Here is a 14746-nt window from a genome sequence, read left to right on the forward strand (position 1 = left end):
TACCTTGTAAATAACAAATTACTTGATTTTGCCTAAATCAACCGTTTTTTTTGTAAAGATAATGTAAAGAAATTAAAGTTTATTGAATAAAATTATTTACCTTCTTCATCATATAACTATAAATAATATTCGCTAAACTTTCTTCTGCTTGGCGACCTAATTTTTTTATTAACGATTTTTTCAATCGATATTTCACTGCTAGAACTCTTTTTTCTTTCATCTTATCTAAAATCAAATCATCACTTGTAGTGATTTCATCAACCAATTTCAATTCTAGCGCTTGCGTCCCAAACCAATGCTCTCCTGTTGCTATTTTATCTATATCTAAGTTAGGACGGTTTTGTAAAACAAATTGTTTAAATAATTGATGTGTTTCTTCTAATTCTTGTTGGAATTTTTGTTTACCTTTTTCGGTATTTTCACCTAACATTGTTACAGTTCGCTTAAACTCCCCAGCGGTCATTACATCTACATCCACATCATATTTTTTCAATAAACGATGAATATTAGGAATTTGTGCAACCACACCTATCGACCCAATGATAGCAAACGGAGCTGATACAATTTTATCAGCAATACAAGCCATCATATAACCTCCACTTGCTGCTACTTTATCCACCGCAACCGTTAACTTAATTCCTTTTTGTTTTAAACGAGCTAATTGAGATGCAGCAAACCCATAATCATGCACAATACCGCCTGGGCTTTCTAAACGTAGTAATACTTCATCTTCTGGTTTTGCTACACTTAAGATTGCTGAAATTTCTTCTCTAAGTGCGGTTGTTTCTGACGCTGAAATATCACCATGAAAATCTAAGATATATACACAACCTTTCTTTTCCTCATCTACAGTTTCACCTTTTTTTAATTTCTCTTTACGTTTTTTGGCTTTTTGCTTTTCAGCTTTTTTCTCTGCTTTAGCTTGTTGTTTTAGATCTTCTTCAGAAAAATTAAAATCGCGCAACACTCGAACTTGACTATCAAATTCTTCCAATAAATCCTTAATTTCCAGCTCGCCTACTTTCACTTTATTGTTCTGACGATGTGAAATAATTAAGCTCACAATGACTAAAATCACTAATAAAACCGTCAAAATTTCTAAAACAAAAATTCCATAGCCCGTTAAAATATCGTTTAACATTGTTTCTCCTCACGATGAATAATCCACCCCATTCTATACTTTTTTATGGAAAAAATTCCATACTCAGGTAGAATATCTACATTTTTACGTAAAATTACATTTAGTTATAGAGGTTTATATGTCTAACGTAGCATCAATTGTTGATGTATTACAAGGGAAAGTGGCGATTGGTGAAACCGTCACTGTACGAGGTTGGGTACGTACCCGTCGCGATTCTAAAGCTGGCTTATCTTTCTTAGCGGTTTATGACGGTTCTTGCTTTGATCCAATTCAAGCGATTATTAATAACGATATTGAAAATTACGAAAGCGAAATTTTACGTTTAACAACAGGCTGTTCTGTGATTGTAACGGGTAAAGTTGTTGAATCGCCTGCAGAAGGACAAGCTGTTGAGTTACAAGCAGAAAAAGTAGAAGTGACAGGGTTTGTTGAAGATCCAGATACTTACCCAATGGCAGCAAAACGCCACTCTATTGAATATTTACGCGAAGTAGCTCACTTACGCCCTCGTACCAATATTATTGGTGCGGTCGCACGTGTTCGCCATTGTTTATCTCAAGCAATTCACCGTTTCTTCCATGAGCAAGGCTTCTACTGGGTGGCAACCCCATTAATTACTGCATCAGATACTGAAGGTGCGGGTGAAATGTTCCGTGTTTCTACACTTGATTTAGAAAATCTTCCGCGTGGTGAAAATGGAAAAGTTGATTTCAGCCAAGATTTCTTCGGTAAAGAATCATTTTTAACGGTTTCAGGTCAGTTAAACGGCGAAACCTATGCTTGTGCATTAAGCAAAATTTATACCTTCGGTCCAACATTCCGCGCAGAAAACTCAAATACCACCCGTCACTTAGCTGAGTTCTGGATGGTTGAACCAGAAGTAGCATTTGCAACGTTAGCGGATAACGCAAAACTTGCAGAAGATATGTTGAAATACGTATTCCGTGCAGTATTGTCTGAGCGTAAAGATGACTTACAATTCTTTGAAAAACACGTAGATAAAGATGTTATTACGCGTCTAGAAAACTTTGTAAACTCAGATTTTGCGCAAATTGACTATACTGACGCCATTGATGTGTTATTAAAATCTGGTAAGAAATTTGAATTCCCTGTTTCTTGGGGTATCGATCTTTCTTCTGAACACGAACGTTTCTTGGCGGAAGAATATTTTAAATCACCAGTTGTAGTAAAAAACTATCCAAAAGACATTAAAGCATTCTATATGCGTTTAAATGATGATGGAAAAACTGTAGCGGCAATGGACGTGTTAGCACCAGGAATTGGTGAAATCATCGGTGGTTCACAACGTGAAGAACGTTTAGACGTGCTTGATAAACGCATGGAAGAAATGGGATTAAATCCAGATGATTATTGGTGGTATCGAGATCTTCGTAAATACGGTAGCGTTCCACACTCTGGTTTTGGTCTTGGTTTTGAACGTTTAATCGTCTATGTAACTGGCGTGCAGAATATTCGTGATGTAATTCCATTCCCACGCGCGCCAAGAAATGCGAATTTCTAATTCAATTTAGATTTAATATTGACCGCACTTACGCCAAAGTGCGGTCAATTTTTTCAGAATTTTAAGGAAAGCAAAATGGATAAAATTAAACAACTCTTCGCCAACAATTACAGTTGGGCACAAAGAATGAAAGAAGAAAATTCGACTTACTTCCAAGAGCTGGCGGATCATCAAACGCCACATTACCTTTGGATTGGTTGCTCAGATAGCCGTGTACCCGCTGAGAAATTGACGAATCTTGAACCAGGTGAATTATTTGTTCATCGTAATGTTGCTAACCAAGTAATTCACACAGATTTTAATTGCCTTTCTGTTGTGCAATATGCCGTCGATGTACTTAAAATTGAACATATTATTATCTGTGGCCACACCAACTGCGGTGGTATTCATGCTGCTATGGCTGATAAAGATTTAGGGCTTATCAACAACTGGCTTCTTCATATTCGTGATATTTGGTTTAAACACGGTCATCTTCTCGGTAAACTTTCCCCAGAAAAACGAGCGGATATGTTGACTAAAATTAACGTAGCGGAACAGGTTTACAATCTTGGGCGCACTTCAATTGTAAAAAGTGCTTGGGAACGCGGACAAAAACTCTCATTGCACGGCTGGGTATATGATGTAAATGATGGATTTTTAGTGGATCAAGGCGTAATGGCAACCAGTAGAGAAACACTTGAAATTTCTTACCGTAACGCTATCTCACGCTTATCAACGCTTGATGAAGAAAGTATTTTGAAAAAAGATCATCTTGAAAATGTCTAAAGAAAACGCCCTTTCGGGCGTTATTTTTTTAAGCTTTACCTTCAGCCAAATTTTTCTTTTCTTCCAATTCTTCCCAGCGTAAAAATGCTGTTTCTAATTCGGCTTCAGTATCCGCCAATGCTTTTAATTTAGCGTCGGTAATATCATGAGCCTGTTGGAAAAATGCTGGTTCGGCTATTTCAGCTTGAAGTTCAGTGATTTTATTTTCTAATTCTTCTAATAGTTGTGGAAGCTGTTCTAGCTCACGTTGTTCTTTATAAGAGAGTTTCACTGATTTCGGCTTAGAAGTGCGGTCATTTTTCACCGCACTTTCTTCTTTTAGCGCTTCAGTTTTCTTCGCTTTAGCCTGTTCTTCCACTGCTTTGCTTGCCCTGAAATTGGCTTGTTGCTGTTTAGCATCAAAGAATCCACCCACATACTTATTCAAATGCCCTTCACCTTCGAATAAATAGCATTCTGTCGCAGTATTATCGATAAATTGACGGTCATGACTCACAATTAATAATGTGCCTTGATAATCAGTCAAAATTTCTTCTAAAAGCTCCAATGTTTCTACATCGAGGTCATTGGTTGGTTCGTCAAGAATCAATAAATTGTTTGGTTTGAGCAACAATTTTGCAAGCAATAAACGATTTCGTTCTCCCCCCGATAAGGCTTTAACTGGAGTCATTGCACGTTTTGGCGGGAACAAGAAATCTTGTAAATACCCCAGTACATGGCGTTTTACACCATTAACTTCAATATCTTGTTTACCATCCGCCACATTATCCATTACGGTTTTTTCAGGATCTAAATCAGCACGATATTGGTCAAAATAAGCAATGTCTAATTTGGTACCACAACGAATTTTGCCTGATGTTGGCTGAATTTCCCCCAGCAATAATTTAATGAACGTGGTTTTCCCACAGCCATTTGGCCCAACAAGCGCAATTTTATCTCCACGTAAAATCGTTGTTGAAAAATCTTTTAACAAGGTTTTTCCTGCGATTTCATAGCTCACGTCTTCCATTTCAAAGACAATTTTGCCTGAACGGCTTGAGGTATCTAATTGTAATTTAGCTGTTCCCATTACGTCACGGCGTTGGCGGCGTTCCTCACGCATCGCTTTTAATGCTCGCACTCGTCCTTCATTTCTTGTACGGCGAGCCTTGATACCTTGGCGAATCCACACTTCTTCCTGTGCAAGACGTTTATCAAATAATTCATTCTGCAAGGCTTCAACGCGTAGATTTTCTTCTTTTGTGGTTAAATATAAATCGTAATTGCCCGGATAAGACACTAATTGACCGCGATCTAAATCCACAATCCGTGTTGCCATTTTGCGAATAAAAGAACGGTCATGGGAAATAAATACAATGCTACCTTGGAAATCCAGTAAGAAATTTTCTAACCATTCAATGGCTTCCACATCCAAGTGGTTGGTAGGTTCATCAAGTAATAATACGTCAGGATCGCACACCAATGTGCGTGCTAGTGCCGCTTTGCGTAACCAACCGCCCGAAAGTGCGGATAATTTTGTGTTTGGATTTAAGCCCAGTTTTAACAACACTTCATTGATTTTATTTTCAAATCTCCAGCCATCAGCGTGTTCTAATTTAGCCTGAACTTGCTCTAATTGACTTAAAATTTGATCACTGTAATTTTCTTCCAATTGAACAGAAATATGATGGTATTCTTTCAATAAATCCGTTAAATGCCCTACACCTTCCGCGACATAATCAAAAATATTACCTTGCGCATTGCGCGGTGGATCTTGCTCTAAACGAGAAACAACAAGATCTTTTTCGTATTGGATTTTGCCATCATCCATGAGCACATCGCCTGCGATGATTTTCAATAAAGTTGATTTACCTGCGCCGTTACGCCCAACTAAACAAACACGTTCATTCGGTTCGATATGTAGTTCTGCGTGATCTAACAAAGGTGCATCACTAAAGGAAAGATATCCATTGGTTAAACTAATTAATGCCACAACTGCCCCATAAAAATTCAGTGAAAACTAACCGCACTATTCTATACGGTTTGCATAAAAAATCCCATCAATTCGATGGGATTCTCTCTTAAATCAAAGTTGTTGATATACCCGCAATGCGTGTGCATCTGACATGCCTGCAATATAATCGCAAATAATCCGTTTCTTCCTTTCTTCTGGTGCATTACGCCAACGATTTGCAGTATTTCTTGGTAATAAACGCTCCGGATCAGATTCAAAAATCTGGAACATTTCAGTCAACATTCTCTGCCCTTTATATTCAATTCGTTGGGTATCCACATTACGGATAACATAATCCCAAACGAATTTTTTAAATACACCAAGTGCAGCAATCACTTCAGGTGGCAACTCTGCGTTATAACGTAACAAAGGTTCATCAAAATTTGCCGTTAATTTCCACCGCACATTGGTAATAAAAAAGTTCACCAATGCGCCAATAGCTTGTTTTCGCTCAAAATGTTTATCAGAGAAAAGTCGTTGGCTAATTGAATCAATATTTTCATGCAACCAAGCTGATGGAATTTGTTTTAATGCGAAATGTGCTGCTTGCCATTGATGAGGGTTTACCACGCCAGTCACAATCGCATCTTCTAAATCATGCACACCATAGGCAATATCATCCGCTAATTCCATAATGCTGCAATCCAGCGATTTAAACCGAGTATGTAAAGATTCAGCTGGATTTTCCCGAACTTTTTTAAATTGACAGAATAAAATACGGTCATTTTCAGAAAGATTTTCGAGCAACCAATTAAACATTTTTAAATCATCTCGGAAAATGCCTTTTCCTGGAATCCAATCGTGAATACGCACAAAACGAGGATCAATATTGCGAGAAAAATTAAGTTCTGCATATTGAGGCGAGGCCACATCTAACAACGCGGGATATTTCACTACACCCAATAGTGTTCGACGCGTTAGATTCATCCCTGCATTTTCAGTGTAAGGCTCAAGTTTTGTTAAAATTCTAAAGGTTTGTGCATTGCCTTCAAAACCGCCCTGCTCTGCCATCATATAATTTAATGCCGTTTCTCCACCATGCCCAAAAGGCGGATGCCCAATATCATGAGCAAAACACAAACTCTCAATAAGATCGTTACTCGGCAATAACGGTTTTAATTGTTTTTGCAACTCGTTTTTATCAATATTTAATGTTTGCGAAAGGCTTTCAACAGTCTCTAAAAATTTAAGTTGTGCAACAAGACTACTACCAATCTGTGCGACTTCCAAAGAATGAGTTAAACGGGTACGGTAAAAATCATTTTCACCAATCGCATGTATTTGAGTTTTCGCTTGTAAGCAACGAAAGGCGGCAGAATGTAAAATTCGCCCCCGATCACGACGAAATGGTGGTCGATTATCTTTTTCGCGTGGAGGATCTGGAAGAAAACGTTCTGTCCAAGAAGAATCAATGATAAGTGGTTTCATATCGCTTTGTTTTATTTCGTTTTTCTGCATTATCTAATCATTTAGCACAAAAAACAACCGCACTTTATCTAGAACAAACACAATCTAGAATAAATAAAGTGCGGTTGAATTTTTATTGATATTTAAACAAAGAAATAAATCAGCTTAAATACAAATGGCGCGAGAATAGAACTAATAATCCCACAAAGCACAAGAGAAATAGAACTGTAACTTCCTGCCGTTGAGTTAGTTTCCATACAGCTTACTGTTCCAAGTGCATGAGAAACAGAACCAACGGAAAGTCCTATAGCTTCTTGATGTTTAATACCTAATTTTTTTAATACAAGGTAACCAAAAACAGAGCCTTGCAAACCTGCAACAACAACCCCTACAGCGGTAACAGCAGGAATTCCGCCTAAATGGCGAGAAACCTCCATCGCGATAGGCGTTGTAATAGATTTAGGTAAAACTGTTGCGACCATTTCGGGAGTTGCGCCTAAAAGAAATGCTAAAAGTGCACCACTTAACATTGCTAAAAAAGAGGCAATGAAAACCGTTGAAAGAATGATTTTCCATTGTTTGGCAATTTGTCGGAGTTGTTCATAAAGCGGCAAAGCAAGAGCAACGATACTTAATGAAAGCAAATTGTTTATTGGTGCATTCCCAGCCATATAATCATCATATGGAATTTTGCCTACAACTAAAATTACCACAAGAATCAATACGGTTAAGATAAATGAATTGAAAATGACTGATTTCCAACGTTTACTAATTTGTAATGCAAGCCAAAATCCGAAAATTGTTAAAAATGTATAAAGATAAATTGCGTACTGCTGCATAATTGACATCCAAATAAAGACTACATGTTTTCAGTTATTTGTTTCTCTTGAACTTGGCGACGTTTTATTACTTTTTTCCGTTTATGTGTAAAAGATTGGAGTTGATATAAATGATTGGCAAAAAAACCAATCACAACTAATGTAATACATGTGCTTACAATATTGGGAAGTAATAAAATATTAACCTGTTCTCTTAATAAATCAGAATATTTAATAATACCTACGCTTACAGGCACAAAAAGCACCGCCATAAAACGAATCAATAAGCTCGCGCCTAAATAAATCCAATCTAAATGAATTAATCGTGTTGTTAAACCTAAAAAGAGCAATAACAATCCCCAAATACTCCCAGGTACACCTACAGGTACATAATGTGCAATAAGATTTCCGAGATATAACATAATGTATAAAATGACCAAAGAACGGGCCAATAAAAACACCTTTTGAACCATATTCGACCTTTTCAACTTTTTTGATAATGTTTAAAAAAGATTTTACGCCTTTTAAGAGAAAATTGACCACCTATTTTTAAATAAAATCGGGCGTAATCTGAAAAAAATGTGAGCTCGATCAAATTTTGATATCAAATTACAAAGAGTTAAACACAATCAAATCACCAGCTATTATTCATCAGGCTTAAGATTTGTTACAATGTTCCACCTTATTAACCATGAATCTTAAACAATCTGTCTACACATTTATCACCCATAAAATGGAATACTCTACACGCTTATTGGCACCAATAGCGCCAATTTACCAAGGTTAATGATGAAAAACTGCTTAATTTTAATTTCTTTACTTTTTTTAACCGCACTTTCTGCGTGCTCTAGTGAAGAAAATACTTGTCGTGTCGTTGGAATTAGTGACGGCGATACACTTACCTGCCTTGCTAAAAATAATCGACAAATCAAAGTGCGACTAGCTGAAATTGATGCACCAGAGAAAAAACAAGCTTTTGGACAAAAATCTAAAAAAGCGTTATCTGATATGGTTTATCTCCGTGATGTGCGTCTTTCTTTAAAAGGTCAAGATCGCTATCAACGCACATTGGCGATTGTTTATTATCAAGATAAAAATATTAATTTAGAAATGGTTAAACAAGGTATGGCATGGGCTTATAAGCAATATTCCCATGATCCGATTTATCTTCAAGCGCAAGAAAATGCACAAGCCAAACGAATTGGTCTTTGGGCGAACAATAATCCGATTGAACCAAGTCAATGGCGCAGACAAGAGAAAAATTAATATGGCTTTTGATTATCAAACGTTCCGTCAAGAATTTCCCTATTTCCAAGATGAAGATGCGGTTGTTTATTTAGATAACGCTGCTACCGCGTTGAAACCTCAAGTGTTAATTGATCGCACCGCTGAATTTTATGCTTCTGCGGGTTCAGTACATCGTAGCCAATATGATGCGGCCCAAACAGCACAATATGAACAGGCTCGCACACAGGTTGAAGAATGGGTTAATGCAGAAGATAAACGCGCTGTTATTTGGACGTCGGGTACAACTCACGCGATTAACTTAGTGGCAAATGGATTACTACCACAATTAAACGCAGAAGATGAAATTCTGATTAGCCAAGCAGATCATCATGCCAATTTTGTCACTTGGCACGAAACGGCGAAAAAGTGCGGTGCAAAAATTCGAATTTTACCGATTTTAGATAATTGGCTAATTGATGAAAATGCCCTTATTTCTGCCCTTTCTAAAAAAACTAAACTCGTTGCGCTGAATTTTGTTTCAAATGTCACGGGCACAGAACAGCCGATTAAACGCCTGATTCAACTTATCAGAAAACATAGTAATGCGTTGGTTTTAGTGGATGCTGCACAAGCGATTAGTCATATTAAAATCGATTTACAAGATTTAGATGCAGATTTCCTCGCATTTTCAGCCCATAAAATTTATGGTCCAAATGGCCTTGGCGTTTTAACAGGAAAATTGACCGCACTTTCTCAACTTCAACCGCTCTTTTTCGGTGGGAAAATGGTTGATCGTGTATCAAATAATCGGATTACTTTTTCCGAGTTACCTTATCGTTTAGAAGCAGGCACACCCAATATTGCTGGAGTTATTGGCTTTAATGCCATACTGAATTGGCTACAAAAATGGGATTTTACCTCAGCAGAACAGCACGCTATATCCTTGGCAGAATCCGTCAAAGTGCGGTTAAAATCTTACGAGAATTGTCGATTATTCAGTTCTCCTCAACCAAGTACCGTTGTTTGCTTTGTATTTGACGGCATTGACTGTTCTGATCTTTCTACACTCTTAAGCGAACAAAATATTGCGCTCCGAGTGGGCGAACATTGTGCCCAGCCTTATTTAGCACGCTTAGGCGAACGCACCACATTACGCCTATCTTTTGCGCCTTATAATACACAGGAAGATGTAGAGGCATTTTTTACCGCCTTAGATAAAGCACTGGATTTATTACAATGATAGAACAATTAAAACAAGCTAAAAATTGGGAAGATCGCTATCGCCTGATTATTCAAGCTGGCAAAAATTTATCTCGCCCAAGCGATGATGAACTTGCTCAAATGCAATCCATTACCGGCTGCGAAGCACAAATGTGGTTTCAAATTATTCCTAAAAATGACCGCACTTTTCAATTCAACGGATTTAGCGAAGCCAGAATAATGAATGGCTTGCTTTCGATTTTACTTAATCAAATAAATGGTAAGACAGCGGATGAATTGAATAAATTTGATATTACTGCCTTTTTTAGCGAGCTCGGCATTTCACAACGTTTAAGCGAAACACGTTTAAACGGCTTAAACCAAATCGGACAGCAATTAAAAAATTTATGTATTTAATCGAAACCTATTTTCGCCTAACTGCCATTGAAAATAACATTGAATTGCAAAGCCGTTTACTTAATGCAGTGCTCGATCAATGGCGGTATAACGGGCAAATTATCGGACGTGAAATTCCTTTATACTTAGCAGAAGAAGATGGCGCACAAGGTTTTGCTATGCGTGTCATTTGTCCTGAGCAAGATAGTCTTTTCCCGAAAAATAATAACGCAGAAGTGAATCGCGCATTACAAGAAGCCGAAAAGTGCGGCGTAATTTTTGATGGTTTTCAACTTGTGGGCGATGATTTCAATTCAGATCAAACAGCAGAAAATACATCGCCAACTTGGCAAGTGCTTTACACAACCCATTTACAAAGTTGTTCGCCAATTCATAGCGGAGAAAATTTCGCACCAATCCCGTTGTATAAACAACTAAAAAATCAACCGCACTTAAGCCAAGATCTGATTAAATGGCAAGAAAATTGGCAAGCCTGTGATCAACTACAAATGAATGGTTCTGTATTAGAACAACAATCTTTGGCAGAAATTTCAGATCATGAAAGCACGCTTTCAAAACATGGGCGTTATTTAGCACAAGAAATCGAAAAAGAAACGAGCATACCGACTTACTATTATTTATATCGTGTAGGTGGGCAATCTTTAGAATCTGAAAAATCCCGTTGCTGCCCTTCTTGTGGTGCAAATTGGGTGTTAAAAGATGCGATTTTTGATACCTTTCATTTTAAATGCGATACCTGTCGGTTAGTCTCGAATCTATCGTGGAATTTTTTGTAATTAATTTATAAAGTGTCGAAATTTGCAAAATTCGAACACCTAATCGGAGAAAAGATGAATTACCAAGACAACAGCTTAAAATCCTTAAAACTCGGTCAAAAAACAGAATACGCCTCTCAATATGACCGCACTTTATTACAGCCTGTGCCACGCGCGTTAAATCGTGATGGATTGGGCATTACTCAAAACCAGCCTTTTACCATTGGTGCCGATATTTGGACGGCTTATGAAATCTCGTGGCTCAATGAAAAAGGCTTACCGCAAGTGGCTATCGCAGACATTTATCTGGATTATCAAAGCCAAAATTTGATTGAATCAAAAAGTTTTAAACTTTATTTAAATAGCTTCAACCAAAGCAAATTTGCCGACTTCAATGTCGTTCAACAAACCATGCAACGCGATTTAAGCGAATGTGCGCAAGGCGATGTAAAAGTGCGGTTAAATCCAGTGACAGTTTATGATTCTCAAAAAATTGATCATTTACAAGGCGATTGCATTGATGAACAAGATATTGAAATTACCAGCTACGAATTTAACGCTGATTGGCTAAAAGATTGCGTATCGGATGAAATTGTCGAAGAAAAATTAGTCAGCCATTTATTGAAATCTAACTGCCTCATTACCAATCAACCAGACTGGGGCACCTTGCATATTCATTATGTTGGTAAAAAAATCAATCACGAAAAATTATTACGTTACGTTGTATCGTTCCGTCAACACAATGAATTCCACGAACAATGTGTCGAACGTATTTTTTGCGATTTAATGCACTACGCAAAACCAGAAAAACTCACTGTTTACGCACGCTATACTCGTCGTGGCGGATTAGACATCAACCCGTTCCGTTCCAATTTTGAGAACTTACCTGAAAATTTAAGATTAGCGAGACAGTAAAAGAAAAGTGCGATGAAATTTCACCGCACTTTCCCCTACCCTTGCTTCAAGTCATTTGCCTGCTGCAATAGCTGACGACTTTCTTTTAAGAATTGTTCTGAATAATCGCCAAACCAGTCGTGCACCTTATGGAAAGCCTCAATAAAACCTTGACGATCATTATTTTCAAAGAAAGCTAAGGCTTCGTCGTAAGTTTGTTTTAGCGTTTCAATTACTAATAAATTTTCTGGCTTATCCATAATAATATCTGCATAAAGCTCTGCATCTTGCGCAAATAAACGACCGATCATCGCAAGTTCTAAGCGATAAATAGGGGAAGAAAGCGACAATAAATTAGCAAGATTAACGGGCTGTTTGGAAAGATGTAAACCATTCGCGAAAGTTGAAAAATGGCGCAAGGCTTGTATATAAGTCATATTATGATCGTGTTCTGTGGCATCGATTTGATAAATTTTTGCGCCCCAAATTTGAATTTGCTCAAGTAACCATTCGTAACGATCAGGGAAACGGCCATCACAACGTACAACCACTTGTTTTGCCATACTTGCAATATCTGGCCCAAACATTGGATGTAAACCTAACACCGCGCCAGAATGAATTTCAAGCATTTTCGCTAGCGGTTCACGCTTAACAGAAGTTAAATCTGCAAGCAACATATTTTCCGTTAAATAAGGTTTTAGTCGCTCAATCGTTTCCAAAGTAATATTGATGGGAACGGAAACGATCACGACATCCGCATTTGTTAAAATACTTTCAGCTACCGTCCAATCTTCACGATCTAAAATAGAAATTGGATAGCCAGATGCACGTAAATAACGGGCAAATAAACTACCCAATTTACCATAACCGCCCACAATAACAATTTTGTGAATATCAGGATTGATGGTTTTAAAGCCAAATTGGTTTTCATTGGCATAGGATTCGCGCATAAAACGACGTAGAACATCTTCAATCAAATCGGCTGAAATGCCTGCTTTTTCAGCTTCTAAACGACGCGCTTGGAGCATTGCTATTTCACGATCAGGCGCATAAATAGGTAATCCATGTTGATGTTTAACTTTACCGACTTGAGAAACCAACTCAAGACGTTTAGCAAAAAGTTGGATAAGTTCGCGATCAAGCGAATCAATTTCAGAACGTAAATCCTTTAGGGCTTCCATAAAACTCACCTGCAAAATTTAGTTTACACAATTTGTAAAAAATTAATTACAGATGAGATTACTAGAATTTTATAGGAAAGGCAATTAGGTTATGCGGATTGCGTGATTAACCTTTGTGGGCGAATAATATTCCCATCGATCAAGGCTACGCCTAAGAATAAATTCTCCGCTGAAAATAACCGCACTTGGCCACTTAATTGCTGGTCGTTAGCAAATTTCACTCGCTGACCAAAACCAATGGCTTTACTCTGCTCTACATCTAAATGCAAAGCGGGCAATTTACTTACAGCGGTATCAGTTGGCAGTAATAGACGATCCAATTCACTTAATGGAAAACTTTCAGCAAGCAGTTGTAACTCATCGATTGGCATCATTTCTGCTACGGGGTAATCCGCTACGGCTGTACGGCGTAACATTGTCACATGCGCGCCACAACCTAGCACTTCACCCAAATCATCTACTAAGGTGCGAATATAAGTGCCTTTTGAACAATGCACTTCTAAGGTTAAATAAGGTGCGTGATATTCAATAAAATTGAGTTCAAAAATCGTTATTGGACGCGCCTCACGCTCAACCGTAATACCTTGTCGTGCATATTCATAAAGCGGTTTACCGTTATGTTTTAGCGCAGAAAACATGGTCGGCACTTGTAAAATATCACCACGAAATTGTTCAAGTGCGGTCAAAATTTGCTGAGTTTCAACATGAACTTCACGAGTTTCCACGACTTGCCCTTCCGCATCGGAAGTATCGGTACGTTCGCCTAATTTTGCCGTAACAAGATAACGCTTATCTGCATCAAGCAAAAATTGTGAAAACTTAGTTGCTTCGCCCAAGCAAATCGGCAACATCCCCGTAGCCAACGGATCGAGCGCGCCAGTGTGCCCCGCTTTGTTCGCTTGAAATAAACGCTTCACCTTTTGCATAATGTCATTTGATGACATGCCTTGTGGCTTATCCAACAAAAACACACCATCAACATCACGCCAGCGTTTACGAGGTCTAGACATTAGTTGCTTTCCTCAACGTGTTTTTTCTCATCTTCACGCACAACATTTGTCACAAGATTTGACATACGCATCCCTTCAACTAAGGATTGATCGTAAATAAAGCGAATCTCTGGCACGATACGTAAACGCATCGCTTTACCTAGTAATGAACGAATATAAGGCGATGCTTTTTCTAAGCCTTTCATGCCTTGCTCAATTGCCGCTTCATCGTGATCGAATAAAAAAGTCACGAAGATTTTTGCGTAAGATAAATCACTCGACACTTCCACATCAGAAACCGTCACCATACCAATACGGGGATCTTTCACTTCTCGTTGTAAAATTACTGCTATTTCTTTTTGTATTTCTTGAGCGACGCGATCGCTACGTTTAAATTCTCTTGCCATAGTTATTCCTTATTTATAAAAGCGCCCCAT

Annotated in this window: 15 protein-coding genes; 7 read left to right on the top strand and 8 right to left on the bottom strand. The window is 37.9% G+C overall.

What is annotated here, in order from left to right; all coding sequences use genetic code 11:
* Window positions 1-79: 79 nt before the first annotated feature.
* Window positions 80-1141 carry a protease SohB gene (gene sohB, locus KKW16_RS00575; protein WP_215767736.1) on the bottom strand — a complete coding sequence of 354 codons (1062 nt, stop codon included), beginning with the start codon at window positions 1139-1141 and terminating at the stop codon, window positions 80-82.
* A 118-nt stretch (window positions 1142-1259) separates the two neighbouring features.
* On the opposite strand from sohB, the gene asnS reads away from it, so the two are divergent.
* Together asnS and can are read left to right on the top strand one after the other, a co-directional pair.
* Window positions 1260-2663 (top strand): asparagine--tRNA ligase, encoded by a 1404-nt coding sequence (gene asnS / locus KKW16_RS00580; protein ID WP_140449917.1) that lies wholly within the window; start codon window positions 1260-1262, stop codon window positions 2661-2663.
* Window positions 2664-2738: 75 nt separating this feature from the next.
* On the top strand, window positions 2739-3428 hold the full coding sequence (can, locus tag KKW16_RS00585; RefSeq protein ID WP_215767738.1) for a carbonate dehydratase: 690 nt from the start codon (window positions 2739-2741) through the stop codon (window positions 3426-3428).
* A 28-nt stretch (window positions 3429-3456) separates the two neighbouring features.
* On the opposite strand, the gene KKW16_RS00590 is transcribed toward can, so the two are convergent.
* The 4 genes from KKW16_RS00590 to KKW16_RS00605 all read right to left on the bottom strand — a co-directional run bounded on the left by KKW16_RS00590 (window position 3457) and on the right by KKW16_RS00605 (window position 8119).
* The gene (locus tag KKW16_RS00590; RefSeq protein ID WP_215767740.1) at window positions 3457-5400 is read right to left on the bottom strand and encodes an ABC transporter ATP-binding protein; all 1944 of its coding nucleotides are present in this window, start codon (window positions 5398-5400) and stop codon (window positions 3457-3459) included.
* A 93-nt stretch (window positions 5401-5493) separates the two neighbouring features.
* A complete protein-coding gene (locus KKW16_RS00595; protein ID WP_502793449.1) occupies window positions 5494-6879 on the bottom strand; it encodes an anti-phage deoxyguanosine triphosphatase in 1386 nt (461 codons plus the stop codon).
* A 92-nt stretch (window positions 6880-6971) separates the two neighbouring features.
* A complete protein-coding gene (locus tag KKW16_RS00600; protein WP_065264778.1) occupies window positions 6972-7667 on the bottom strand; it encodes a CidB/LrgB family autolysis modulator in 696 nt (231 codons plus the stop codon).
* Window positions 7668-7687: 20 nt separating this feature from the next.
* Window positions 7688-8119 (bottom strand): CidA/LrgA family protein, encoded by a 432-nt coding sequence (locus KKW16_RS00605; RefSeq protein WP_048952682.1) that lies wholly within the window; start codon window positions 8117-8119, stop codon window positions 7688-7690.
* Window positions 8120-8432: 313 nt separating this feature from the next.
* Here KKW16_RS00605 and KKW16_RS00610 point away from each other — a divergent pair, with 313 nt between their 5' ends.
* Genes KKW16_RS00610 through queF form a run of 5 tightly spaced genes read left to right on the top strand, consistent with a single transcriptional unit; the run spans window position 8433 to window position 12160 of the window.
* Entirely contained in the window at window positions 8433-8912 is a 480-nt protein-coding gene (locus tag KKW16_RS00610) for a thermonuclease family protein (protein ID WP_215767741.1), read from the top strand.
* Window position 8913: 1 nt separating this feature from the next.
* On the top strand, window positions 8914-10113 hold the full coding sequence (locus tag KKW16_RS00615; RefSeq protein ID WP_215767743.1) for a cysteine desulfurase: 1200 nt from the start codon (window positions 8914-8916) through the stop codon (window positions 10111-10113).
* Complete coding sequence (locus KKW16_RS00620) at window positions 10110-10490, top strand: SufE family protein (protein ID WP_215767744.1); 381 nt, start codon at window positions 10110-10112, stop codon at window positions 10488-10490. The genes KKW16_RS00615 and KKW16_RS00620 overlap by 4 nt, the downstream gene beginning before the upstream one ends.
* Window positions 10481-11266: a Zn-ribbon-containing protein gene (locus KKW16_RS00625; protein ID WP_215767745.1), complete on the top strand. Its 786-nt coding sequence runs from the start codon at window positions 10481-10483 to the stop codon at window positions 11264-11266. The genes KKW16_RS00620 and KKW16_RS00625 overlap by 10 nt, the downstream gene beginning before the upstream one ends.
* Before the next feature lie 54 nt (window positions 11267-11320).
* On the top strand, window positions 11321-12160 hold the full coding sequence (gene queF / locus KKW16_RS00630) for an NADPH-dependent 7-cyano-7-deazaguanine reductase QueF (protein ID WP_215767746.1): 840 nt from the start codon (window positions 11321-11323) through the stop codon (window positions 12158-12160).
* Window positions 12161-12195: 35 nt separating this feature from the next.
* Here the strand turns inward: queF and tyrA are convergent, their stop codons facing one another.
* The 3 genes from tyrA to rbfA form a co-directional block, all read right to left on the bottom strand.
* Window positions 12196-13320 carry a bifunctional chorismate mutase/prephenate dehydrogenase gene (gene tyrA, locus KKW16_RS00635; protein ID WP_215767747.1) on the bottom strand — a complete coding sequence of 375 codons (1125 nt, stop codon included), beginning with the start codon at window positions 13318-13320 and terminating at the stop codon, window positions 12196-12198.
* Window positions 13321-13409: 89 nt separating this feature from the next.
* Window positions 13410-14330 carry a tRNA pseudouridine(55) synthase TruB gene (gene truB / locus KKW16_RS00640; protein WP_215767748.1) on the bottom strand — a complete coding sequence of 307 codons (921 nt, stop codon included), beginning with the start codon at window positions 14328-14330 and terminating at the stop codon, window positions 13410-13412.
* A complete protein-coding gene (gene rbfA / locus KKW16_RS00645) occupies window positions 14330-14716 on the bottom strand; it encodes a 30S ribosome-binding factor RbfA (protein ID WP_118800409.1) in 387 nt (128 codons plus the stop codon). The genes truB and rbfA overlap by 1 nt, the downstream gene beginning before the upstream one ends.
* Window positions 14717-14746 lie beyond the last annotated feature (30 nt).

The organism is Haemophilus sp. SZY H8, assembly GCF_018829755.1.
GTDB classification, from domain to species: Bacteria; Pseudomonadota; Gammaproteobacteria; order Enterobacterales; family Pasteurellaceae; genus Haemophilus; species Haemophilus haemolyticus_K.